The 21,982-nt window shown below is 75.3% G+C and carries 16 protein-coding genes and 1 pseudogene; 12 read left to right on the top strand and 5 right to left on the bottom strand.

Annotated elements, in window-relative coordinates:
* Positions 1-53: 53 nt before the first annotated feature.
* The 4 genes from ACH4B3_RS18450 (at position 54) to ACH4B3_RS18435 (ending at position 3,329) form a co-directional block, all read left to right on the top strand.
* Positions 54-977 carry a sugar phosphate isomerase/epimerase family protein gene (locus ACH4B3_RS18450; protein WP_398463919.1) on the top strand — a complete coding sequence of 308 codons (924 nt, stop codon included), beginning with the start codon at positions 54-56 and terminating at the stop codon, positions 975-977.
* Positions 978-1,041: 64 nt separating this feature from the next.
* Complete coding sequence (locus tag ACH4B3_RS18445) at positions 1,042-2,064, top strand: Gfo/Idh/MocA family protein (protein ID WP_398463918.1); 1,023 nt, start codon at positions 1,042-1,044, stop codon at positions 2,062-2,064.
* Positions 2,065-2,699: 635 nt separating this feature from the next.
* Positions 2,700-2,897: a helix-turn-helix transcriptional regulator gene (locus tag ACH4B3_RS18440; protein ID WP_398463917.1), complete on the top strand. Its 198-nt coding sequence runs from the start codon at positions 2,700-2,702 to the stop codon at positions 2,895-2,897.
* A gap of 135 nt (positions 2,898-3,032) precedes the next feature.
* Positions 3,033-3,329: a heavy-metal-associated domain-containing protein gene (locus tag ACH4B3_RS18435; RefSeq protein WP_398463916.1), complete on the top strand. Its 297-nt coding sequence runs from the start codon at positions 3,033-3,035 to the stop codon at positions 3,327-3,329.
* Positions 3,330-3,816: 487 nt separating this feature from the next.
* Here the strand turns inward: ACH4B3_RS18435 and ACH4B3_RS18430 are convergent, their stop codons facing one another.
* Positions 3,817-5,106: a citrate synthase gene (locus ACH4B3_RS18430; protein WP_398463915.1), complete on the bottom strand. Its 1,290-nt coding sequence runs from the start codon at positions 5,104-5,106 to the stop codon at positions 3,817-3,819.
* A 151-nt stretch (positions 5,107-5,257) separates the two neighbouring features.
* Positions 5,258-7,519, bottom strand: coding sequence for an ATP-dependent RecD-like DNA helicase (locus ACH4B3_RS18425; RefSeq protein ID WP_398463914.1), 2,262 nt, complete (start codon positions 7,517-7,519; stop codon positions 5,258-5,260).
* Between the two features lie 125 nt (positions 7,520-7,644).
* On the opposite strand from ACH4B3_RS18425, the gene ACH4B3_RS18420 reads away from it, so the two are divergent.
* The 7 genes from ACH4B3_RS18420 to ACH4B3_RS18390 all read left to right on the top strand — a co-directional run bounded on the left by ACH4B3_RS18420 (position 7,645) and on the right by ACH4B3_RS18390 (position 17,612).
* Complete coding sequence (locus ACH4B3_RS18420; protein WP_398463913.1) at positions 7,645-8,619, top strand: ribokinase; 975 nt, start codon at positions 7,645-7,647, stop codon at positions 8,617-8,619.
* A 777-nt stretch (positions 8,620-9,396) separates the two neighbouring features.
* Positions 9,397-11,787 (top strand): PEP/pyruvate-binding domain-containing protein, encoded by a 2,391-nt coding sequence (locus ACH4B3_RS18415; protein WP_398463912.1) that lies wholly within the window; start codon positions 9,397-9,399, stop codon positions 11,785-11,787.
* On the top strand, positions 11,784-12,740 hold the full coding sequence (locus ACH4B3_RS18410) for a hypothetical protein (protein ID WP_398463911.1): 957 nt from the start codon (positions 11,784-11,786) through the stop codon (positions 12,738-12,740). Before ACH4B3_RS18415 ends, ACH4B3_RS18410 begins: the two co-directional genes overlap by 4 nt.
* Positions 12,741-13,036: 296 nt before the next feature.
* Positions 13,037-13,777, top strand: coding sequence for a dual specificity protein phosphatase family protein (locus ACH4B3_RS18405; protein ID WP_398463910.1), 741 nt, complete (start codon positions 13,037-13,039; stop codon positions 13,775-13,777).
* A gap of 390 nt (positions 13,778-14,167) precedes the next feature.
* The gene (locus ACH4B3_RS18400; RefSeq protein ID WP_398463909.1) at positions 14,168-15,241 is read left to right on the top strand and encodes a LacI family DNA-binding transcriptional regulator; all 1,074 of its coding nucleotides are present in this window, start codon (positions 14,168-14,170) and stop codon (positions 15,239-15,241) included.
* Positions 15,242-15,337: 96 nt separating this feature from the next.
* Positions 15,338-16,561 carry a methyltransferase gene (locus ACH4B3_RS18395; protein WP_398464162.1) on the top strand — a complete coding sequence of 408 codons (1,224 nt, stop codon included), beginning with the start codon at positions 15,338-15,340 and terminating at the stop codon, positions 16,559-16,561.
* Positions 16,562-16,814: 253 nt separating this feature from the next.
* A complete protein-coding gene (locus ACH4B3_RS18390) occupies positions 16,815-17,612 on the top strand; it encodes a sugar phosphate isomerase/epimerase family protein (protein WP_398463908.1) in 798 nt (265 codons plus the stop codon).
* 43 nt (positions 17,613-17,655) lie between these two features.
* Here the strand turns inward: ACH4B3_RS18390 and ACH4B3_RS18385 are convergent.
* Positions 17,656-18,483 (bottom strand): annotated as a pseudogene (locus ACH4B3_RS18385) (EamA family transporter); the annotation flags it as partial.
* 159 nt (positions 18,484-18,642) lie between these two features.
* Between ACH4B3_RS18385 and ACH4B3_RS18380 the strand changes: the two are divergent.
* On the top strand, positions 18,643-19,548 hold the full coding sequence (locus ACH4B3_RS18380) for a LysR family transcriptional regulator (RefSeq protein ID WP_398463907.1): 906 nt from the start codon (positions 18,643-18,645) through the stop codon (positions 19,546-19,548).
* Here the strand turns inward: ACH4B3_RS18380 and ACH4B3_RS18375 are convergent.
* Together ACH4B3_RS18375 and ACH4B3_RS18370 are read right to left on the bottom strand one after the other, a co-directional pair.
* Positions 19,496-20,851 (bottom strand): methyltransferase family protein, encoded by a 1,356-nt coding sequence (locus ACH4B3_RS18375; protein WP_398463906.1) that lies wholly within the window; start codon positions 20,849-20,851, stop codon positions 19,496-19,498. The genes ACH4B3_RS18380 and ACH4B3_RS18375 overlap by 53 nt on opposite strands.
* Positions 20,848-21,891 (bottom strand): hypothetical protein, encoded by a 1,044-nt coding sequence (locus ACH4B3_RS18370; protein ID WP_398463905.1) that lies wholly within the window; start codon positions 21,889-21,891, stop codon positions 20,848-20,850. The genes ACH4B3_RS18375 and ACH4B3_RS18370 overlap by 4 nt, the downstream gene beginning before the upstream one ends.
* Positions 21,892-21,982: the final 91 nt, after the last annotated feature.

Raw genomic sequence — 21,982 nt, 5'->3', positions numbered from 1 at the left:
CCGGTCCGGGCGGTGAAGCTGCCGGTAAGACCGGCGAGAGGAGCCCCGCGTCCATGACTGCCGCCGCCTCCCCCGAATCCACCGCCGCCGGCCGCATCCGGGTCGGCTCCGCCCCCGACTCCTGGGGGGTGTGGTTCCCCGACGATCCCCGGCAGGTGCCCTGGCGGCGGTTCCTCGACGAGGTCGCCGAGGCGGGCTACGAGTGGATCGAGCTGGGCCCGTACGGCTATCTGCCGACCGACCCGGTCCGGCTCGCCGAGGAGACCGCGCGGCGCGGACTCGCGGTGTCGGCGGGGACCGTCTTCACCGCGCTGCACCGGGGCCCCGCGGTCTGGGAGGACACCTGGCGGCAGGTCCGCCGGGTCGCCGCCCTCACCCAGGCGATGGGCGCGCGGCACCTGGTGGTGATCCCGTCCTTCTGGCGCGACGACAAGACCGCCGAGCTGATCGAGAGTCCGCGGCTGACCGCCGGTCAGTGGCGGGACCTGGCCGCCGGCACGGAGCGGCTGGGGCGTGCGGTGCGTGAGGAGTTCGGGCTGGGGATCGTCGTCCACCCGCACGCCGACACCCACATCGACACCGAGGAGAACGTCGCCCGGTTCCTGGACGCCACCGACCCGGACCTGGTCGGCCTCTGCCTGGACACCGGGCACTACGCCTACTGCGGCGGCGACAGCGTCCGGCTCATCGAAACCTACGGCGAGCGCATCGGCTACCTCCACCTCAAGCAGGTGGATCCGGAGATCCTGGCCGCGGTGGTCCGGGACCGGGTGCCGTTCGGGCCCGCCGTCCGGCAGGGGGTCATGTGCGAGCCGCCGGGCGGCATCCCGGCGCTGGAGCCGGTGCTGACCGCCGCCCGGGGGCTGGACATCGACCTGTTCGCCATCGTCGAGCAGGACATGTACCCCTGCCCGCCCGACCAGCCGTTCCCGATCGCCCGGCGCACCCGCCGCTTCCTGCGCGGCTGCGGCGTCTGAGACCGGCGGTCCGGGCCGCCGGGAACCACAGCGGGACACCGCGAACCACGAGGAGGCACACCCCATGGCGCAGCAGGGCACGCTCGGCGTCGCGGTCGTCGGAACCGGCCGGATGGGCGCCGACCATGTGCGCCGCATCCACGAAGTGACCAGCGGGGCGCGGGTCGCGGCCGTGGTGGACGTCGACGCCGAGCGGGTCGAGGCGGTGGCGCGGTCCGTCGGGGGCTGCGCGGCGTACACCGACCCGGCCGCCGCCATGGCCTCCGCCGAGGTGGACGCGGTGCTGGTGGCCAGCCCCGGGCCGGCCCACGAGGCGGCCCTGCTGGAGGCGTTCCGGCGCGATCTGCCGGTGCTCTGCGAGAAGCCGCTCACCCCGGACGCGGCCTCCGCCCTGCGGGTACTGGAGGCCGAGCAGCGGCTGGGGCACCGGCGCGTGCAGGTGGGGTTCATGCGCCGCTACGACCCCGAGTTCGGCCGGCTGAAGGCGCTGCTGGCAGGGGGCGGGCTGGGCCGCCCGCTGCTGCTGCACTGCCGGCACCGCAACGCCTCGGTGCCGTCCTTCTTCACCGAGCAGATGCTGATCAACGACTCGGTGGTGCACGAGATGGACCAGACGCGCTGGCTGCTGGAGCAGGAGATCACCTCGGTGACCGTGCTCCGCCCGCGACCCAGCGGGCACGCCCCGGCGGGCATCGGCGACCCGCAACTGGTGGTCTTCGAGACCGACGGCGGCGTCCTGGTGGACGTGGAGATCTTCGCCACCTGCGGTTTCGGCTACCAGGTGCAGGCGGAGGCGGTCTGCGAGCGAGGCACCGCCCGGGTCGGTGACGCACACGGCATGCTGGTCAACCAGGCCGGACGCTGGGGCGGCGAGATCGCCCAGGACTTCACGGTCCGCTTCCGGGAGGCGTACGACCGGCAGGTGCAGGCATGGGTGGACGCCACCCTGCGCGGCACCGTGGAGGGGCCGAGCGCCTGGGACGGGTACGCGGCCGCCGCGGTCTGCGAGGCGGGGGTGCGGGCCCAGGCCACCGGTGAACGGGTGGCCGTGGAACTGGTCGAGCGTCCCGCCCTCTACCGCCCCTAGCCCTCCCGGCCGCCCCCCGACCGTCCCCCGGCGCCCCGGTCCGCCCACCACCCCCGCCCCGTCCGTCCGCCGCCCCCGCCCCTGCCCCTGGAACTTCCGCCGCAACGGCCCTGCCCGCCGCCCCTGGCCCTTCTTCCTCCGCCCCTGACCCCCTTCCGGGCTTCGCCGGCCCGACCAGGGCGCCCCGGCCGTGGCGCCCCCGCGCCGACCGCTCGGACGCGCCCGGGGGCGCCGGCGGGGACCCGGCCGGACGCTCGCCCCGGCCCGCCACACCGGCACGCCCCGCCACACCGGCACGCCGCGGCGCACCCGCCCGCCCCGCCGCAGTCGCCCGCCCGGGCGCCCGGCCCCGGCGGCGCCCGGTGCCCCCGCCGGCCGCGGCACTCCCGCCCCATACGTACGCACCGGCCCCGTCCGTCCCGTCCCGCCGCTTACGGGGCGGGCCGCACTTCACCTCTTCGTCACCAACATCACGTTCCTACGGAATTTCCGTCACAGTCGCTCGACAACCCACCGCTCCCGGCCCCGGCCTGCCACCGACCGGGCACAGGCTGTGATCAACAGTGGACGCGTCCGGCCCTCGCTTCCGGCTCCCCCGGGCGCAGGCCGCGACGCCTTGCAGGAAGGCGGACGAGATGACCGAACGGGGACGGCTGTGGTCCTACCGGGAGATCGCCGCGCACATCGGCGTCCAGACCGACACCGTGCGGTCCTATCGCAAGCACGGCCACCTGCCACCGCCCGACCTGGTACAGGGCGGCAAGCCCTACTGGTACGCGGACACGATCAGGGCCTGGGTGGCACGCCGCCCGGGCAATCGGTCCCGGGACTGAGCACCCGCCCGCGACGGAGACCGGAGCAGGGGTGCGAGATACCCCCGAGGGGTATATAGTTCGGAGTGTCGGAGCCCGCGGGAACCCCGCGGAACCGGCGGACCAGCGCGTACCCACTCATCCAGGAGAAGCCACATGACCACCGAGGCGAAGTCCGGTTCCTGCTGCACCCCCGACGGCTCCTGCGGCACCGGCGCGTCGACCGGCGCCGAAGCGGGCGCCGTGACCACCGTCTACCAGGTGACCGGCATGACCTGCGGTCACTGCGAGGGGGCGATCTCCCAGGAGATCTCCGCCATCGCCGGCGTCAGCTCGGTGACGGCCACCGCCGCCACCGGCCGGGTCACCGTGGTCTCCGCCGCCCCGCTGGACGACGAGGCCGTGCGCGCGGCCGTCGACGAGGCCGGCTACGAGCTCACCGGTCGCGCCTGACCCGCTCCGGGCAGGGCGGCCGGACACCGCCCGGCAGCACGGGTTGTGCGGCCGCGGGTCTTCACATGATCCGCAAAGCTTCACTCGACCCCCATAAGCCGCACAACACCCATACGCCTGAGCCTCGATCTCCAGATCGAGGCTCTTGCCCTTTTACGTGCCCATATGGCAAGAGACGCAGATCACACTCAGAAGAACGTAACCATTGGCAGGGGTGGGGAGTCTAACCCTGCGGCTGGCTCGTCTTGGGGGACGTTGCCGGCCACGCGTGGCCGGGGCACGTACCCGGGGAGCTTTGAGCGGCCCTCCCGTACGTACGCGTCCCGGCAGGTCGCGGAGTACCACCTGTGAACGCCCGGCCGGATCCCGTGGGGGGAATCCGCACCGGGAAACGGAAGCGCCCCGCTTTCCGACCCGTGGGGGGATCGGAAGCGGGGCGCTTTCATGTCCGCGGGCGACGGCGCCCGCCGGTCGCGGGCGCCTGCCGTCAGCGCTGCTCGACCGGGACGAAGTCGCGCTCGACGACGCCGGTGTAGATCTGGCGCGGGCGGCCGATGCGGGAACCCGGCTCCTTGATCATCTCGTGCCACTGGGCGATCCAGCCGGGCAGCCGGCCGAGCGCGAAGAGCACGGTGAACATCTCGGTCGGGAAGCCCATGGCCCGGTAGATCAGACCGGTGTAGAAGTCCACGTTCGGGTAGAGCTTGCGCTCGACGAAGTAGTCGTCGGCCAGCGCGTGCTCCTCCAGCTTGAGCGCGATGTCCAGCAGCTCGTCGCTCTTGCCGAGGGCGGAGAGGACATCGTGCGCCGCCGACTTGATGATCTTCGCCCGGGGGTCGAAGTTCTTGTAGACGCGGTGCCCGAAGCCCATGAGCTTCACGCCGTCTTCCTTGTTCTTCACCTTGCGGATGAAGGAGTCGACGTCACCGCCGGTGGCCTGGATGCCCTCCAGCATCTCCAGCACGCTCTGGTTGGCGCCACCGTGCAGCGGGCCCCACAGGGCGCTGATGCCCGCGGAGATGGAGGCGAACATGTTCGCCTGCGAGGAACCGACCAGCCGGACCGTCGAGGTCGAACAGTTCTGCTCGTGGTCGGCGTGCAGGATCAGCAGCTTGTCCAGGGCGCTGACCACGACCGGGTCGAGGCTGTACTCCGCGGCGGGCACCGAGAAGGTCATCCGGAGGAAGTTCTCCACATAACCGAGGTCGTTGCGCGGGTAGACGATCGGGTGGCCGACCGACTTCTTGTACGCGTACGCCGCGATGGTCGGCAGCTTGGCCAGCAGCCGGACGGTCGACAGGTGGCGCTGCTTCTCGTCGAACGGGTTGTGGCTGTCCTGGTAGAACGTCGACAGCGCGCTGACCACGGAGGACAGCATCGCCATCGGGTGCGCGTCACGCGGGAAGCCGTCGTAGAAGCGCTTGACGTCCTCGTGCAGCAGCGTGTGCGTCGTGATCTCCTCGCGGAAATGCGCGAGCTCGTCGACGGTCGGCAGCTCACCGTTGATCAGCAGGAACGCCGTCTCCAGGAAGGTGCTGCGCTCGGCCAGCTGCTCGATCGGGTAGCCCCGGTAACGCAGAATGCCCGCTTCACCATCCAGGTAGGTGATCGCGGATTTGTACGCGGCGGTGTTGCCGTATCCCGAGTCCAGGGTCACCAGACCGGTCTGGGCGCGGAGCTTGCCGATATCGAAGCCCTTGTCGCCGACAGTGCTGTCGACCACCGGGTAGGTGTATTCGCCGTCCCCGTACCGCAGTACTACAGAGTTGTCGCTCACGTCATCCCTCACCGACGTCTGGTTCTCTTCCTCGAGGTGCCCTGACTCCCCCTACCTTCCCCCATTTGGACGAGGAACGTGCACTCGGGGTCGGCCGAAGGGTAGATCAACGGCACTCAGTGCCGCCATCATGCCCATACTGCCCCCTTCGTCACTGTTCGCAAACCCTTGCGACACGCTGGCCGTCACCCGATGCGGTCCGCGCACCGCCGCCGCCGATCCGGTGGTCGAGCGCCGTGCAGCGACGCCCCGCGGAAACCGTCCGCACCGCCTGCCCGAGCGCCCGCCGCGAACCGACGAGCACCACGAGCCGCTTCGCCCGGGTGACGGCGGTGTAGAGCAGATTGCGCTGGAGCATCATCCAAGCCCCGGTGGTCACCGGAACCACCACCGCCGGATACTCGCTGCCCTGCGAGCGGTGGATGGTCACCGCGTAGGCGTGCGCCAGCTCGTCCAGCTCGTCGAAGTCGTACGGCACCTCCTCGTCCTCGTCGGTACGCACGACCAGCCGCTGCTCGTCGTTGTCGAGGGCGGTGACCACACCCACCGTGCCGTTGAACACCCCGTTGGTGCCCTTTTCGTAATTGTTCCTGATCTGGGTGACTTTGTCGCCGACGCGGAAGACCCGCCCACCGAACCGCCGCTCCGGCAGATCCGGCCGGGCCGGGGTGATGGCCTGCTGGAGCAGCCCGTTGAGCGCACCGGCCCCGGCCGGGCCGCGGTGCATCGGCGCGAGCACCTGGACGTCCCGGCGGGGGTCGAGGCCGAACTTCGCGGGGATCCGGCGGGCCGCCACGTCCACCGTCAGCCGCCCGGCCTCCTCGGTGTCCTCCTCGACGAAGAGGAAGAAGTCGGACAGGCCCTGGGTGAGCGGCGGCACCCCGGAGTTGATGCGGTGCGCGTTGGTGACCACGCCGGACTGCTGGGCCTGCCGGAAGATCCGGGTCAGCCGCACCGCCGGCACCGGCCCGCCGTCGGCCAGCAGATCCCGCAGCACCTCGCCCGCCCCCACCGACGGCAGCTGGTCCACATCGCCCACCAGCAGCAGGTGCGCGCCCGGCGGTACCGCCTTGACCAGCTTGTTCGCCAGCAGCAGGTCGAGCATGGACGCCTCGTCCACCACCACCAGGTCGGCGTCGAGCGGGCGGTCCCGGTCGTACGCCGCGTCCCCGCCCGGCTTCAGCTCCAGCAGCCGGTGCACGGTGGACGCCTCGGCGCCGGTCAGCTCGGCCAGCCGCTTGGCGGCCCGGCCGGTCGGCGCCGCCAGCACCACCCTGGCCTTCTTGGCGCGGGCGAGCTCCACCACGGAACGCACCGTGAAGGACTTGCCGCAGCCCGGCCCGCCGGTGAGCACGGCGACCTTCTGCGTCAGCGCCAGCCGTACCGCGTCCCGCTGCTCGGGCGCCAGGTCCGCGCCGGTGCGGGTGGCCAGCCAGCTCAGCGCCTTGTCCCAGTCGACGTCCTGGAAGGCCGGCATCCGGTCCTCCGTCCCGCGCAGCAGCCGCAGCAGCTGCCCGGCGAGCGACACCTCGGCGCGGTGGAACGGCAGCAGGTAGACCGCGGTCACCGGGTCGCCGCCCTCGGGCGCGGGCACCGTCTCGCGGACCACGCCCTCGGGGTCCTCCGCCAGCTCGCCCAGGCAGTCGATGACCAGCCCGGTGTCGACCTGGAGGAGCTTCACGGCGTCCGCGATCAGCCGCTCCTCCGGCAGGTAGCAGTGGCCGTTGTCGGTGGACTGGGAGAGCGCGTACTGCAGGCCGGCCTTCACCCGCTCCGGGCTGTCGTGCGGGATGCCCACCGACTGGGCGATCTTGTCCGCGGTGAGGAAGCCGATGCCCCACACGTCGGCGGCGAGCCGGTAGGGCTGGTTCCTCACCACCGAGATGGAGGCGTCGCCGTACTTCTTGTAGATCCGCACCGCGATGGAGGTGGAGACCCCGACGCCCTGGAGGAAGACCATGACCTCCTTGATGGCCTTCTGCTCCTCCCAGGCCGCGCCGATCATCCGGGTCCGCTTGGGGCCCAGGCCCGGTACCTCGACCAGCCGCTCCGGCTCCCGCTCGATCACCTCGAGGGTGTCGACGCCGAAGTGCTCGGTGATCCGGTCGGCGATGCGCGGCCCGATGCCCTTGATCAGACCCGAACCCAGATAGCGGCGGATGCCCTGGACCGTGGCGGGGAGGACGGTGGTGTAGTTCTCCACGGTGAACTGCTTGCCGTACTGCGGGTGGGAGCCCCAGCGGCCCTCCATGCGCAGTGACTCGCCCGGCTGCGCGCCGAGCAGCGACCCGACGACGGTGAGCAGGTCACCGGCGCCGCGGCCGGTGTCGACCCGGGCGACGGTGTAGCCGTTCTCCTCATTGGCGTAGGTGATCCGCTCCAGGACCCCCTCCACGACCGCGAGTTTGAGCATGGTCCGACGGTACCGCCGGGGTCCGACACCCTTTCCGGGCGGTCGGACCGGGGCCGGGGCGCGGGCGTCCGGCCGGTCGGCCGGGAGGGCGGCCGGGTGCGGACCGACGGGAGAGGACGTGTCCGATGACGGAATCGGCACCGGGGGCACCGGCCGGTACGGGGCGGGACGACGGCGACGGCGACGGCCACGGCGGCGGCGCGGCGATCGTGGTGGTGGGGTCGGCCAACGCCGACCTGGTGGTCGGTGTGGAGCGCCGGCCGGGGCCCGGGGAGACCGTGCTCGGCTCCGACCTGGCCATCCACCCGGGGGGCAAGGGCGCCAACCAGGCGGTCGCCGCCGCCCGCCTGGGCGGCCGCACCGCGCTGCTGGCCCGGGTCGGTGACGACCCGCACGGCCGGCTGCTGCTGGACGCCCTGTGCGCGGCGGGGGTCGGCACCTCCGGTGTGCTGGTGGGCGGGGCGCCGACCGGCACCGCCCTGATCACGGTGGACCCGTCGGGCGACAACAGCATCGTGGTCGCGCCCGGCGCCAACGCCCGGCTGACGCCCGCCGACGTGCGGGCCGCCCGCGGGCTGCTCGCCCCGGCCCGGGTGGTGTCGGTGCAGCTGGAGATCCCGCTGGAGACGGTCGAGGAGGTGGCGCGCACGGTGCGGCCCGGCACCCGGCTGGTGCTCAACCCCTCGCCGCCGGCCGCGCTGCCGGCCGGGGTGGCGGCCGCCTGCGACGTGCTGGTGGTCAACGAGCACGAGGCGCGGGTGCTGCTGGCCGGCGACCCGGCGGCCGGGCGGGACCGGCCGGAGGACTGGGCACGGGCCCTGCTGGCGCGCGGACCGCGGGCGGTGGTGGTGACCCTGGGCGCGGCGGGCGCGCTGGCCGCCGACGGACGGGGCGCGGTTCGGGTACCGAGCCCGCGGGTGGCCGCGGTGGACACCACGGGCGCCGGCGATGCGTTCACCGGGGCGCTCTGCCTGCGGCTGGCGGCGGGTGACGGGCTGGAGCCGGCGGTGCGGTTCGCGGTGCGGGTGGGCGCGGCGGCGGTGACCCGCACCGGGGCCCAGGAGTCCTACCCGACCGCCAGGGAGCTGGCGGACCACTGAGGCGGCGGGGCACGGCGGGGCGCGGACGCGGAACGGGGCGCGGCCGGGCGGCGGGGGCAGCGCGAGCGCGGGGCGGGCGGGACGGGCCGGGCGAGCGGGCGCGCGGCAGGCGGGCCGGGCGAGCGGGCGCGGGGCGGGCGGGCCGGGCGGGCGCGCGGCGGGCGGGGCGGTGGCCGCGGGCCGCCGGGGGAAGCGGGTGATTCCGGTGCGGCGGGTGAGCCGGGTGGGCCCGATGAACCGGGAGAGCCGGGTGGGCCCCGGTGAACTGGGTGGGCCGGGTGGGCCCGGTGGGCACGGTGAACCCACCGCTTCCACCCCTGGGTGACCGATAACAGGCATCTTTTGCCTATTTGTGACATACCCCCGCGGAGGCCCCACACGCTTCGAGGGGCCCGGTACCGGACCGGGCCCCTCGTGTCGCCCCCTTTCCCCTCCCCCTGCGGCTTTCCATCGAAATCCCCCCGGATCCCCTCCCGGAAAGCCTGACGCCCCCTACGACCCGCCAGGGGGCGAAAGGGTTGCACGGTTCCAGCCGGTGATTCCGGGATCACCCGGTGTCAGGCCGGCGGCCCGCCCGGTCGACTCGGTGTGATGGCCGGAAACCAGAGGTGACCTGGTCTCACGGCGAACGGAGTGCGAACATTTTCAACGGGTGGCGACTTCGGCCGCCGCACCTCCGGCCGGCCCGGATCCGCCTCCCGTCCTGTGTCCCGCTGTCAGGCGTAGGGCAAGTCCCGCGCGTCCCCCCTGTTGGCGGCTGGAAACGGGGAGCTGTGCATGACCGCGATCGAGGAACGAGCGCCCGAGACCGTCCCGCTGGACCACCCCGACGCCCAGCGACAGGCCGCCACGGGCGCGAAGGCCGCTCATCTGGCGCGCGCCGCCCGCGCCGGGCTGCCCGTGCTGCCCGGCTTCGTCATCCCCCACGGAACCGATCCGGCCTCCCCGGCGGTCGAACGCGCCTGGCGCGAGCTGTCCGCCGACGGCACCCGCCCGCTGGTGGTCCGCTCCTCCTCGTCCCAGGAGGACACCGGGGAGTCCTCCATGGCGGGGCGGTTCGCCTCCGTCCTCGACGTCCGGGGACGCCGGGCGTTCCGGGAGGCGGTGGCCACCGTGCTGGAGTCCGCCCGGCGGGCTCCCGGGGCCCCCGCCGCCATGGCGGTGCTGGTCCAGGTGATGCTCCCGGCACACCGCGGCGGAGTGCTGTTCGGCGCCGACCCCGTCGAGGGCCGGGACGACCGGATGCTGGTGAGCGTGGTCCGCGGCGGCCCGGACACCCTGGTCAGCGGGGCGCAGTCGGGCACGAACTACCACGTCACCCGGTCCGGCCGGTGCCTGCGCACCGAGCCCACGGAACGCGCCGGGGACCGGCTGCTCGGCCGGGCCGAGCTGCGCCGGCTGGCCCGGCTGGCCCGGCACGCCCGGCAGCTGTTCGACGGCCCGCAGGACATCGAGTTCGCCTTCGGCCGCGACGGCGCGCTGTGGCTGCTGCAGAGCCGCCCGATCACCGCGATGGCGGCCCGCCCGCCGCGCGGCGCCCGGCTGCTGGGCCCGGGTCCGGTCGCGGAGACGCTGCCGGACACCCTGCGGCCGCTGGAGGAGGACCTGTGGGTGGTGCCGATGGCCCGCGGGCTGGCCGCCGCCCTGGACATCGCGGCGACGGTGCCGCGCCGCCGGCTGCACCGCACCCCGGTGGTCACCACGGTCGGCGGGCGCCCGGCCGCCGACCTGCGGCTGCTCGGCGCGGTACCGCAGCGGCACCGCTTCCTGTCCGTGCTCAACCCGCTGCCCGGCGCCCGCAAGCTGTCCGCCGCCTGGCGGGTGGGCAGGCTCCGCTCGGTACTGCCGGGGCTCGCCGTGGACCTGCTGGCCGACGTGGACCGGCGGCTCGCCGAGACACCGGCGGCGGGCGACCTGGACCGCTCGGAGCTGCTCGCGCTGCTGCGCTGGGGCCGGGCCGTGCTGGTCGCCCTGCACGCCCAGGAAGCACTGGCGGGCGCGCTGCTGGACGGCGAACGGGGCGGCACGGCGGCCGGGGAGGCGCTGGGCGCGCTGCTGGAGGGGCGGGAGGCGGGGCTGCCCGACGCCCGGATCATCGCCACCGCGCCGGCCGTGCTGGCGCTGGTGCCGCCCAGCGTGACCGCTCCGCCCCGGTTGCCGGCCGGGACGCCGGACCGGTTCTCCGGCGGCCCGGCGGAGGTGGGCTCCGGAGTGGCCGCCCTGCCGGTCCGGGAGGGGCTGCGGCTGCGCATCCGCTGGGTGCAGGAGTTGCAGGCGCGGCTGGTCCGGGAGACGGCCCGGCGGCTGGCCGCCCGCGGCGCGCTGACCGAGCGGGAGCGGATGGCGCTGCTGCGCTGGCCCGAACTGGTGGCCGCGCTGCGTCACCAGCCGCTCCCCGCCGACCTCGGCGAGCGGCCGGCCCGCGCGCCCTCGGCGCCGCTGCCGGACGCCTTCCGGCTGGCGGACGGCCAGGTGGTGCCCGAGCGCTCCCCGCTCCGGCCGGACGCGTCCGCCCCCCGGGGGGTCTCCGCCGGGCGGGCCGCCGGGGTCGCCTGGGACGGCAGTGGGCCCCGGCCGGCGGACGCGGTGCTGGTGGTCCGGAACCTGGATCCGGCCCTCGCCCCGCTGCTGCCCGCGGTGGCCGGGCTGGTCGCGCAGAACGGCAGCCCGCTGTCCCACCTGGCGGTGCTGGCCCGGGAGTTCCGGCTGCCGGCGGTGGTCGGGGTCGCGGACGCCGTACGGCGGTTCCCGCCGGGCTCCCGGCTGATCCTGGACGGCACCACCGGCGAGATCACGCCGCACGGCACCGGTGGGCGGACGGCCGGGGACGGCGGAGCGGCCGCCGTCGGAGCGGACGGCGACCGGCCGCCGGACGGCCGCCCCGGCGGTCCGGCGGGGCCCGGCGCCGGCGGTACCGGTACCCGGGCGGACGCCGCACCCGCCGTCCGCGGGCGGCCCGACGGGGCCCGTCCGGCAGCGGCCCGCCGGGACGGCGCGCCGTCACACGGTGCCCACCCGAACGGCGACCACCCCGCTGGCGACCGCCCGGGCGGCGATCACCCCGGTGGAGACCGTCACCGTGGCCACCACCCGAACGGCGACCACCCGAACGGTGACCACCCCGGTGGCGGCCGCCCCGCGCGCGGGGAGCGGGAGGTGGACCGATGAAGTACCTGGCGTACCTGTTCGGCGGGGCCGCCGCGTTCGGCGCGGCCTCGTACGTGGTGATCTACCTCTACCGGTGGCAGTGGCAGCGGGCGATCCTGTGCGGCGTGCTGCTCCTCGTGGTGGAGGTGCTGCTGCTGGGTCTGGCGGTGCTCGGCCGGGTCTCGCGCCTGGAGCGGCACCTGGACCGGCGGCTGGACGACGAACGGCGGCAGGCCGACGAGCGGCGGCGGGCGGAGGTGCTGGCGCGGCTGCGGCAGCCGGCCGAGGGGCTCTCCACGGGCCCCGGACGGCCGCGCTTCCGCTGGCTGGACGAGCCGGCCGAGCCGGCCGACCCGAGGGTCGACCGCACCCATGTGTTCGTGCCGGTACTGATGGTCACCGGGGTGCTGCTCTCCGGGCTGGCCTGGGTGGTCCAGCGGATCGCCGAGTCCACCGTCCGTCCGCACGCCGACCGGCGGCTGGCCGGCCGGCTGGCGCCGCTGATGTCACCGCCGCTGGACGCCGGCGACGGTGGGCCGGAGCTGGAGGACCGGCCGGCGCTGGGGCGCGGGCGCGGTCCCTGGACGGTCGGCGGCATCACGCTGGCCGTGCTGGCCCTGCTGGCCGCCGGGATCGTGGGGCTCGCCGACCTGACCCAGACCCGCCCCGAGCGGGAGACCAAGGCGGCGGCGACCACGGTGCTGGTGAAGGTGGTGCTCCGGGACGGGGAGCCCCCGGTCCGGGCGGATCTCGCGGCCCACCAGCTGTGGGAGCGCTGCCGCGACTCCACGTCCAGGCTGCTGGACAACGCCATGCTCGGAGAACTGGACGACGGGCTGTACGCGGGGGTGGTGCATCCCGCGCTCACCGGACACGACCGGATGCGGCTGCGCGGCTGCCTGGAGGACACCTCCGTGGACCGCACCCACTTCCAGGTGGTCAGCATCGGCCAGACCGACCCGGAGAACGACTGACCCACTGAGACGCTCGTCACTCCGGCGTCTCCGGGGGCGATCGGCGGGCAGACGCCGCCGCGCCAAGCCTCACCCCCGGAAAATCCGGACAGATACTGGCGAATCAAGCCATTGTGGAGAAATGCGATCAAGATTCGCCGCCACCTTGGCGAGGCGCCGAGCGAGGGCGCCGACCCCGGTCGAGGGCGCCAAGGAGATCTGCGTCACTTCCCAGGGTAAGAATTCGGGCTAATATCGCATTTCCGTGCATCACCACGGCACGGCGTCTTGTCCCCGAGCCCCCCGGGTCCCACTTCATGGCAGTTCTCCCGCCCCTCCTGAGGCGTAACCGCCGCTCCCCCTTCGCCCCCGGCGACTCCCCCGACACCCCCGCCCGCCGCAGCCGCCTGCGGCTCGCCCTGCGCGTCCTCGGCTTCCTGGCCATCGGCTACCTGGCCCTGTGGGCCGTCGGCGCGCTGGGCATCCTGGCCGCGTCCCACCTGGTGCGCAGCCAGACCCCGGCACCGGCCGGCACCACCAAGATCACGGGCATCAACCACTTCCAGCCGGTGGACAGCAAGCAGCACCTGTGGCGCGGCTCGGCCCCGTCACCGGCCGGTTACCAGGCGCTCGCGGACAAGAAGTTCACCACCGTGATCGACCTCCGGGCCGAGGACCTGTCGGCCCACCAGCTGGCCGGCCCCGAGCGCGCCGGACTGGACGTCGTGCGCATCCCGATCCGCGACGGGCAGACGCCCGAGCCTGCCGAGGTGGACCGCTTCATGGAGGCGGTGCGCAGCGCCGACGGTCAGGTGTTCGTCCACTGCGGCGCGGGCGTGGGCCGTACCGGCACCATGGCGGCCGCGTACGCGGTGCGCACCGGCGAGGAGAACGGCCCGGGTGCGGTCCGCCGCAACCTGGCCGTGGGGCCCCCGTCCCTGGAGCAGATCTACTACGCGTACCACCTGGACCGCGAGCACGCGGACCAGCCGCCGCTCCCGGTGGAGGCGGTCAGCCGCCTGATCGACGCCCCGCGCCGGATCATGTCGTACTTCTGACCGGCCCCGCGTCCGGGGCGGCACGGACGGCCGCCGCCCCGCACCCGCCCCGGCGAACGCCCGGCACGCCCACCGCGTGCCGGGCGTTCGCCGTACCGCGACCCGGCTCCCCCGGCGCCCGCCCGCCGCACCGGCCCGACGGGCCCGGCACCCCCGCATGCGGGCGCCGTCCGGTGGGCAAGCGCTTACCCCGGGGACCCGGCCGCCCCGGGGCCGCGGGGTGACGGGCGCCGGCCGCCCGCCCGGCGACGCCGGATCGACCGGAGAACCCGGGAAGCACCGTGCCGCCGCCCGGTCCGGTGAGACCATGTACGCCGTCGGCCCGGCCCGCCGGCACCCCGCCCCGCCCGGCGGGTTCGGCGCACGCGTCGTCCATCTACGGAGGAATGCATGGCAGTGACCCTGGCGGACGTGGCGGCTCGCGCTCGGGTCTCGGCGGCCACCGTGTCACGGGTGCTGAGCGGCAACTACCCGGTCGCGGAGTCCACCCGGGCCCGGGTGCTGCGCGCGGTGGACGAGCTGGAGTACGTGGCGAACGGCCCGGCAAGCGCTCTCGCGGCCGCCACCTCCGATCTCGTGGGCGTGCTCGTCAACGACATCGCGGACCCGTTCTTCGGCATCCTGGCGGGCGCGGTCCAGGCGGAGATGGGCGGCGACGGACCGCCGGGGCGCCGCGGCGAGAAGCTGGCGGTCATCTGCAGCACCGGTGGCACACCGGCCCGCGAACTCACCTATCTGACCCTGCTCCAGCGCCAGCGCGCCGCCGCCGTGGTCATCACCGGCGGGGCGGTGGAGGACGCCGGCCACGCCGCGGCGGTCGGGGCCCGGATCTCCCGGCTCGCCGCGGCCGGCACCCGGGTGGTGCTCTGCGGGCGCCCCCCGGTCCCCGACGCGGTGACGCTCACCTTCGACAACCGCGGCGGGGCGCGCCGGCTGACGGAGCACCTGCTCGCGCTGGGGCACCGGCGGATCGGCTACATAGCCGGTCCCGCCGACCGCACCACCACCCGCCACCGGATGGAAGGCCACCGCGCCGCGCTGACCGCGCGGGGGCTGGACGGCGGCTCCGGCCCCGCCGCCGACCGGCTCACCCTGTTCGGCCCGTACGACCGGTCTGCGGGCTACGACGCCACCATGGAGCTGCTCCGCCGGGACCCCGGGCTGACCGCCGTGGTGGCCGCCAACGACACCATCGCGCTGGGGGTGTGCGCCGCCCTCCGCGACCGGGGCCGGCGCATACCCCAGGACGTCTCGGTGGCCGGCTTCGACGACCTGCCGTTCAGCGCCGACGCGGTACCGGCCCTGACCACCGTCCGGCTGCCGCTGCACGAGGCGGGCGCCCGGGCGGGGCGGCTGGCACTGGGCCGCGAACCGCTGCCGCCCGGCGGCGTGGCGACGGTCCGGGCGGAGCTGATGGCACGCGCGTCGACGGCACCGCCGTCCGACTCCCCGGGAACCGGCTGACCGGCCGACGCACGCCCCCGGACGCCCGAAACACGCTGGCGTGAACGGGGCGCACCGGGAAGGATCGACCGTTCCCCCGATGAACAGAGGCACCCACTGAACACCCCCCACACGCACCACGCGGCCGAGCCGCACCCCGCCGCCGGCCCGCGGACCGTCAGCTGGACCGAGGACGACGGCGAACACACCGCCCGCTGGCGTTCCGAGAGCGGGGCGCCGCCGCCCGCCCGGCTGGTGGTGGCCGACGACCGGCTCCCCGCGGACACCGCCTACCGGCTGGTCTGCGAGGGCACCGGGCTGCTGTGGCGCGGCGACTTCCACGGGGCCCGCAACCTGCTCCAGGCACTGGCCCGGCGGGTGGACCGGGGCCCGCGCCGGCGCCGCCGGACACCGCCCGCGGCCCCGGCGGCCGGTGCCGCCGGCGACCCGCGGCAGGCGTTCCACCTGCACCGCAAGGCGCAGGCCGAACGCGCCCGGAAGCTCGGCATGCTGCTGGTGCCGCTGGACGCCGGATACGTGATCCCGCTGCGCCGGGCGCCCGAGGTACGGGCGGCCTGCACCGCGGCGTACGGGCCCGGCGACGCGCCCTCGGTGGTGTCGCTGCGGGAGCTGACCGGGCTGATCGGGGCGTACGAATGGCAGCGCAACGGGGTGGCCGTCCCGGCACTCGGCGGTGACCGGGTGCACCCGCGCTACGGGGTCTTCTCCCCGGTCCGCGGCGAGTACGTGGACCTGGTGGCCGAGGCGCCGCTGCCGGCCGGTACCGACACCGCCTTCGACATCGGCACCGGGACCGGGGTGCTGGCCGCCGTGCTGGCCCGGCGCGGCGTGCGCCGGGTGGTGGCCACCGACCAGGACCCGAGGGCGCTGGCCTGCGCCCGGGAGAACCTGGACCGGCTGGTCCCCGGGGATCGGGTGGAGGTGGTGGCGGCGGACCTGTATCCGGCGGCGGAGGCCGGCCGGGCGCACCTGGTGGTGTGCAACCCGCCGTGGCTGCCCGGGCGTCCCAGCTCGCCGGTGGAGTACGCGGTCTACGACCCGGGCAGCCGGATGCTCCTCGGGTTCCTCGACGGTCTCGCGGAGCGTCTGGCACCGGGGGGCGAGGGCTGGCTGATCATCTCCGACCTCGCGGAGCGCCTGGGGCTGCGGTCCCGGGACGAGCTGCTCGGCGCGTTCGACCGGGCCGGGCTGGCGGTGGCCGGGCGCCACGACACCCGGCCCCGGCACCCGCGCGCCTTCGACCCGGCGGACCCGCTGCACACGGCCCGGGCGGCGGAGGTGACGTCGCTGTGGCGGCTGACGCCCCGGCGAGTCCGTTGACCGGGCCGGACCCGGCCGCTTAACGTCCGGTGACCGGGCCCCGCCCGGCGCTCCGACACCCGCGACCGGGTGCGGTGGGGCGGACTCCGGAACCCGGCACCGGGCCGGGCCGCCGGGCGTCCGTCGTCCGGATCCGGTCCCGGCCGACCGACGACCGCCGGACCGGCCGAACGACGACCGGACGACCGACGACCGCGGTCAGCCGTCCGGCGCGCCGGGCGACACCCCGCTTGCGCCCACCCGAGGAGACGCGATGAAGCTGGCCTTTTCCACGCTCGGGGTCCCCGGACTGCCGGTGCCGGAGGTGGTCGGGCTGGCCACCGCCCACGGCTACCACGGGGTGGAGCTGCGCGCCCACGCCGAGGAGCCGGTGCACCCGGGCCTGACCGCCGCCGAACGGGCGCGGACCGCCGAGGTGTTCCGGGCCTCGGGGGTGGAGGTGCTCGGGGTCGCGGGTTACGTCCACGTCGCCGGGCCCGGCCCGGACGAGCCGGTGGTCGACGGGCTGCGGGACCTCACCGGGCTGGCGGCGGACCTCGGCGCGCCGTTCGTGCGGGTCTTCCCCGGCGGCGCCGAGCAGCCTCCCGGGGAGGCGGACGCGGCGGCGGCCCGGCGGCTGGCGGTGGCCGGACCGTACGCCGCCGAGCGCGGGGTGCGGCTGCTGCTGGAGACCCATGACTCGCACCGCACCGGGGCCGCGGTGGCCCGGGTGCTCGACGCCGCCGGGCCGGTCGAGGCCGGCGCGATCTGGGATCTGATGCACCCGTGGCTGGGTGGCGAGGAACCGGCCGACACCTTCGCCGCGCTCGCCTCCCACCTGGGCTATGTGCAGGTCAAGGACATCGCGGCGGCGGAGGACAGCACCCCGTTGCCGCTGGGCGCGGGGGTGCTGCCGATCGGCGAGGTGGTGGAACTGCTCAGCCGCGCGGGCTGGGAAGGCTGGCTGTGCTGGGAGTACGAGCGGCGCTGGTACCCGCAGGCGGCTCCGCTGCCGCCGCTGCTGGGCCCGGCACGGGAGCATCTGATGCGGCTGCTCTCCGACGCGGCCTGAGGCCGCCCGGCCGGCGCCGCAGGCCGGGCAGCGAGGTGAGCGCGACCCCGCCGACGAGCAGCACCGCGGCCAGCCAGCGCAGCGGGCTGACCCGCTCGTCCAGCAGCAGCGCCGCCGAGGACATCCCGAACACCGGGACGAGCAGGGAGAACGGGGCGACCGCCGAGGCGTCGTAGGTGCGCAGCAGGAAGCCCCAGATGCCGAAGCCGAGCAGCGTGGTGGCCCAGGCGACGTAGAGGATGGCACCCACGCCGCCCCAGTCCAGCGAGGCGAGCGCGGCCCGGTCGGCGGCCGGGCCTTCGAAGATCAGCGACAGGCCCAGCAGGGGCAGCACCGGCACCGCGCTCACCCACACCATGAAGCGCAGCGCGTCGGGCGGCGCGGCGCGCCGGGTGACCACGTTGGACACCCCCCAGCAGAGTGCGGCGAGCAGGCACAGTCCGAAGCCGAGCACCGGCCCGGAGGCGCCCTCGTCGACGGCCGCGACCGCGATCCCGCCGAGGGCGACGGCCATGCCCAGCACCCGGACCCGGCCCGGGCGTTCGCCGAGCGCCACAGCGGCGATCAGGGCGGTGAAGACCGCCTGGCTCTGGAGCACCAGCGAGGAGAGTCCGGCGGGCATCCCCTGCTCCATGCCGACGAAGAGGGTGCCGAACTTGGCGACCCCGAGCACCAGTCCCACCGCCAGGATCCACCGCCACCCCACCTGGGGGCGGCCGACGAGGAGGACGGCGGGGAAGGCGGCGGCGGCGAACCGCAGCGCGCAGAACAGGAGCGGCGGGAAGTGGTCGAGCCCGATCTCGATGACCACGAAGTTGACGCCCCAGACCGCGGCGGTGAGCACGGCGAGTGCCAGATGGACGGGTCGCATGGGACGAGCATCCCGGCAGCCGACCGTGAAGCACCAGCACAGGTTCCTTCATGATGGGATGCAGCGACGCTACAAGGTCCGGCCCGGCGTCACCGCCCGGTCCGCCGACCCGGGCGGGGCCGGCGAGGGCCGTGCGAACGGCGGAGAGGTGGGTCACCGGTGCTGGAACTGTCCCGGCTGCGGGCGCTGCACGCGGTCGCCGTCCACGGTTCGGTCAGCGCGGCCGCGGTGGCGCTCGGCTACACCCCTTCCGCGGTCTCGCAGCAGATCGCCAAGTTGGAACGGGAGACCCGGACCACGCTGCTGGAGCGGCGCGGGCGGGGGGTGGCGCTGACCGACGCGGCGCACCGGCTGGCGGCGACGGCGCAGGAGCTGCTGGCCATCGTGGAGCGGGCGGAGACCGAGCTGGAGGAGCGGCGCGGGCTGCCCGCCGGCCGGCTGGTGATCGGAGCCTTCGCCTCGGCGGCCCGCGGCCTGCTGCCGTCGGTGCTGGCCGGACTGGGCCGGGACCACGCCTCGCTGGACGCGCGTCTGGTGGAGGTCGACCCGCACCTGTCGCCGGACCTGGTGGCCCGCGGGGTGATCGATCTGGCGGTCACCCACGACTGGGACATCTCGCCGCTGCCCGCCCCGGAGGGGGTGGACCGCGCGGTGATCGGTGACGATCCGTCCGATGTGCTGGTGCCGGCCGGACATCCGCTGGCCGGGCGGGCGGCGCTGGCCCGAGCCGACCTGGCCGGGCAGCGCTGGATCTGCCAGCCGCCCGGCTCGGTCTGCCACGACTGGCTGGTCAGGACGTTGCGCGCGGACGGGCACGAGCCGGACCTGGCCTACCAGGTGGCCGAGTACCAGTCGCAGATCGCGCTGGTCGCGGCCGGGCTGGGCATCGCCCTGGTGCCCCGGCTGGGCCGCGGAGCGGTGCCGTCCGGGGTGGTCGCCGTCCCCCTGGAGCCGACACCGGTACGGAGGTTGTACGCACTGTGGCGGCCCGGCGCCGCCCGCCGTCCGGCGATCACCGAGGCGGTACGGGCGCTCCGGGACCACTGGCCCCGGCGGGACGGCTGACCTCCGCCGCCCGCGGCGGCACCCGGTCCCCGGGCGGTGCCGCGGCGGGGGACGGGTGGTGCGGGATGTCGCGGGGTCCCGCGCCGAAGGCGTCCACGCAGAGCTGGACGAACTGCCGGATGCCGGGCAGCGCGAGGATCCAGCCCAGCACCGCCCAGCCGAGGTGCAGGTGACCGAGCATCCGGCAGAAGGCGGCGACGCCGTCGGCGCGTACCGCCCCGTCGTCGGTCTCGTACCGCATCCGGCGCAGCGGCTCCGGGTGGGTCTCGGCGGCGGTCAGTTCCAGGGCGACCGGGTCCCGGCGGGCCACCCACCGGCCGAACTGGCTGCACGGTCCGCAGCCGGCCGCGACGTAGAGCCGGGCCGCGGCGGTGCCCGGCCAGGGGCGCGCCCGGGGCAGCCAGGCCGGTACGGCACGCCGGTAGGCACTCCACGCCGCGCCGTGGGTGCGGCGCAGCCGGGCGTTCTCGTGCCAGTCGGCGAGCCCGGCGCCGTAGGCGAAGGCGACCGCGGCGGCGCCGAGCAGCCGCCAGTCCCGGGCGAGCAGGCCGAGCAGCAGATGGCTGAGGGTGACGGACAGCTGCATCGGATTGCGCACGTACGCGTACGGGCCGCTGGTGACCAGCCGTACCGGCGGGTCGTAGGGCAGCGGCGTGCCACCGCCGCGCTGGACGAACTCCCGCAGCGCCATCACCCCCAGCAGCAGCGGCACGGCCAGCAGCTGCGCGGCCGCCACCGCCCCGGGGGTGCCGCCCGGCAGGGCGGGCGCGACCAGCGCGAGCGGCGCGGCGAGCATCAGCGCACCGCTCAGCAGCAGTTGCATGGCCGCCCGCGCCGCCAGCCGGGTGCCGCGTACGGTCCAGCGGGCGAGCAGCAGGCCGGGGACGAGCGCCACCGCGACCGCCACGGCCTCGCCGGCCGTCCAGTGGTCGCCGAGCCGGACGACCGGGTCGGCCAGCGGCATCGCGGCCAGGTCCAGCCAGGTCAGCGCGGCGACCAGGAGGGGGAGCGGCAGCCGGTCGCCGCCGGCCAGGACCGGTAGCGCGCCCCACAGCAGGGCCCAGCCGAGCAGCAGGTCGACCGGGAGTCCGGCGACCGTGCCGCCCTCGGCGTGGAAGGTCCACCAGCCGGCGCGTACCGCGAGCAGGTTGAGCACCGGCAGCCACACGGCCTGCCAGGCGGTGGCGGCGATCGCGGCGCCCAGGACGCGGGAGCCGGGCGGACGGGCCGCCGCCACGGCGACGGTGGCCAGCAGCGGGACGAACAGCCCCACCGCACGGATCAGCGCCGGGTCGGCGGTCACCGGGCCGCGCCCTGGGCGGTGGGCCGCGGCTGCTGCGCGGCGGCCTCCGCGAAGGTGTCGGAGAGGTACCCGGCGGCCTGGGTCATGCCGTAGCGCTGGACGGGGCCGAAGTACCAGCCGGGGTCGAAGGTGCGGCGGTAGCGGAGGGTCCAGGTGACCTCGGTGCGGCCGTCGCCGGTGGCCCGCCAGCGGACCTCGGCGGAACGCAGCTCCAGCCACCGGACCAGGGTGGTGTCGCGGGCGACGTCGAAGACCACCCGGCCGGGTTCGCCGGCCGCCACCACCAGGTGCATGGAGCGCGGCGTGGGGTGCGCGCCGATCCCCAGCGACCTGCGCGGGGTGAAGGTGATGTCCCGGCGGTCGCCGGTGGCGAGGCCGGTGCCGGTGACCTTCCGGGGGCGCGGGAAGGGGATCTTCAGGAAGAGGGCCTCGGGGGTGCCGAACCGCACCGGCCCGGCGAGGGCCCGCCGGTACTCCTCCGGGCTCACCGCGACGGTACGGGTGACCGAGACACGGGTGTCGCGCGGCAGGTCGTACGCCCCGGCGCCTTCCAGGGTGAGCACGGCCAGCAGCGGCGCGGTGACGAAGGCGTGGGCGCGGCCGCCGCGGCCCCGGCGGCGGGCGGCGTCGACGTTCATGCCGATCAGCGCGGCGAGCGCGTAGAACAGGGGCGCGGCCACCAGCAGGCAGATGATGCCCTCGTCCAGCAGCGGACCGGCGAGCGCCAGGCCGATGGTGACCGAGGCCAGCGCGGTGCCGGTGACGCTCCTGGGCCGGCAGGTGGCCGCCACGCACAGCGCGATCACGGCGGGCAGGCCGACGTAGAACAGCGCGGTCTGCTCCAGCCCTCCGGCGTGCAGCACCTTGTAGCCGAGTATCGCCGCGAACAGCGCCGCCAGGACGGCGACCAGCCGCAGCCGTGCCGACGACAGCCGTCCCGCCGCTCCGCCCGGCGCGGCGGGTGCCTCCTCCGGCCGTTGACCGGCCGCCGGGTCCGCGGGACCTCCCGTTGGTTCGGGTCGTCGCGAATCCTCCGCCATCGCCCACCCCTTTCCGTCGTGACCGACCGGCTTGATCGACCGGTTTGACCGAACGATTTGACCGAACGGCTTAATCACTTGATTAAAGCGT

Source organism: Streptomyces sp. NPDC018031, from assembly GCF_044327625.1.
In the GTDB taxonomy this organism is placed as follows: Bacteria; Actinomycetota; Actinomycetes; order Streptomycetales; family Streptomycetaceae; genus Streptomyces.
This window is presented reverse-complemented; position numbering and strand designations above follow the sequence as displayed.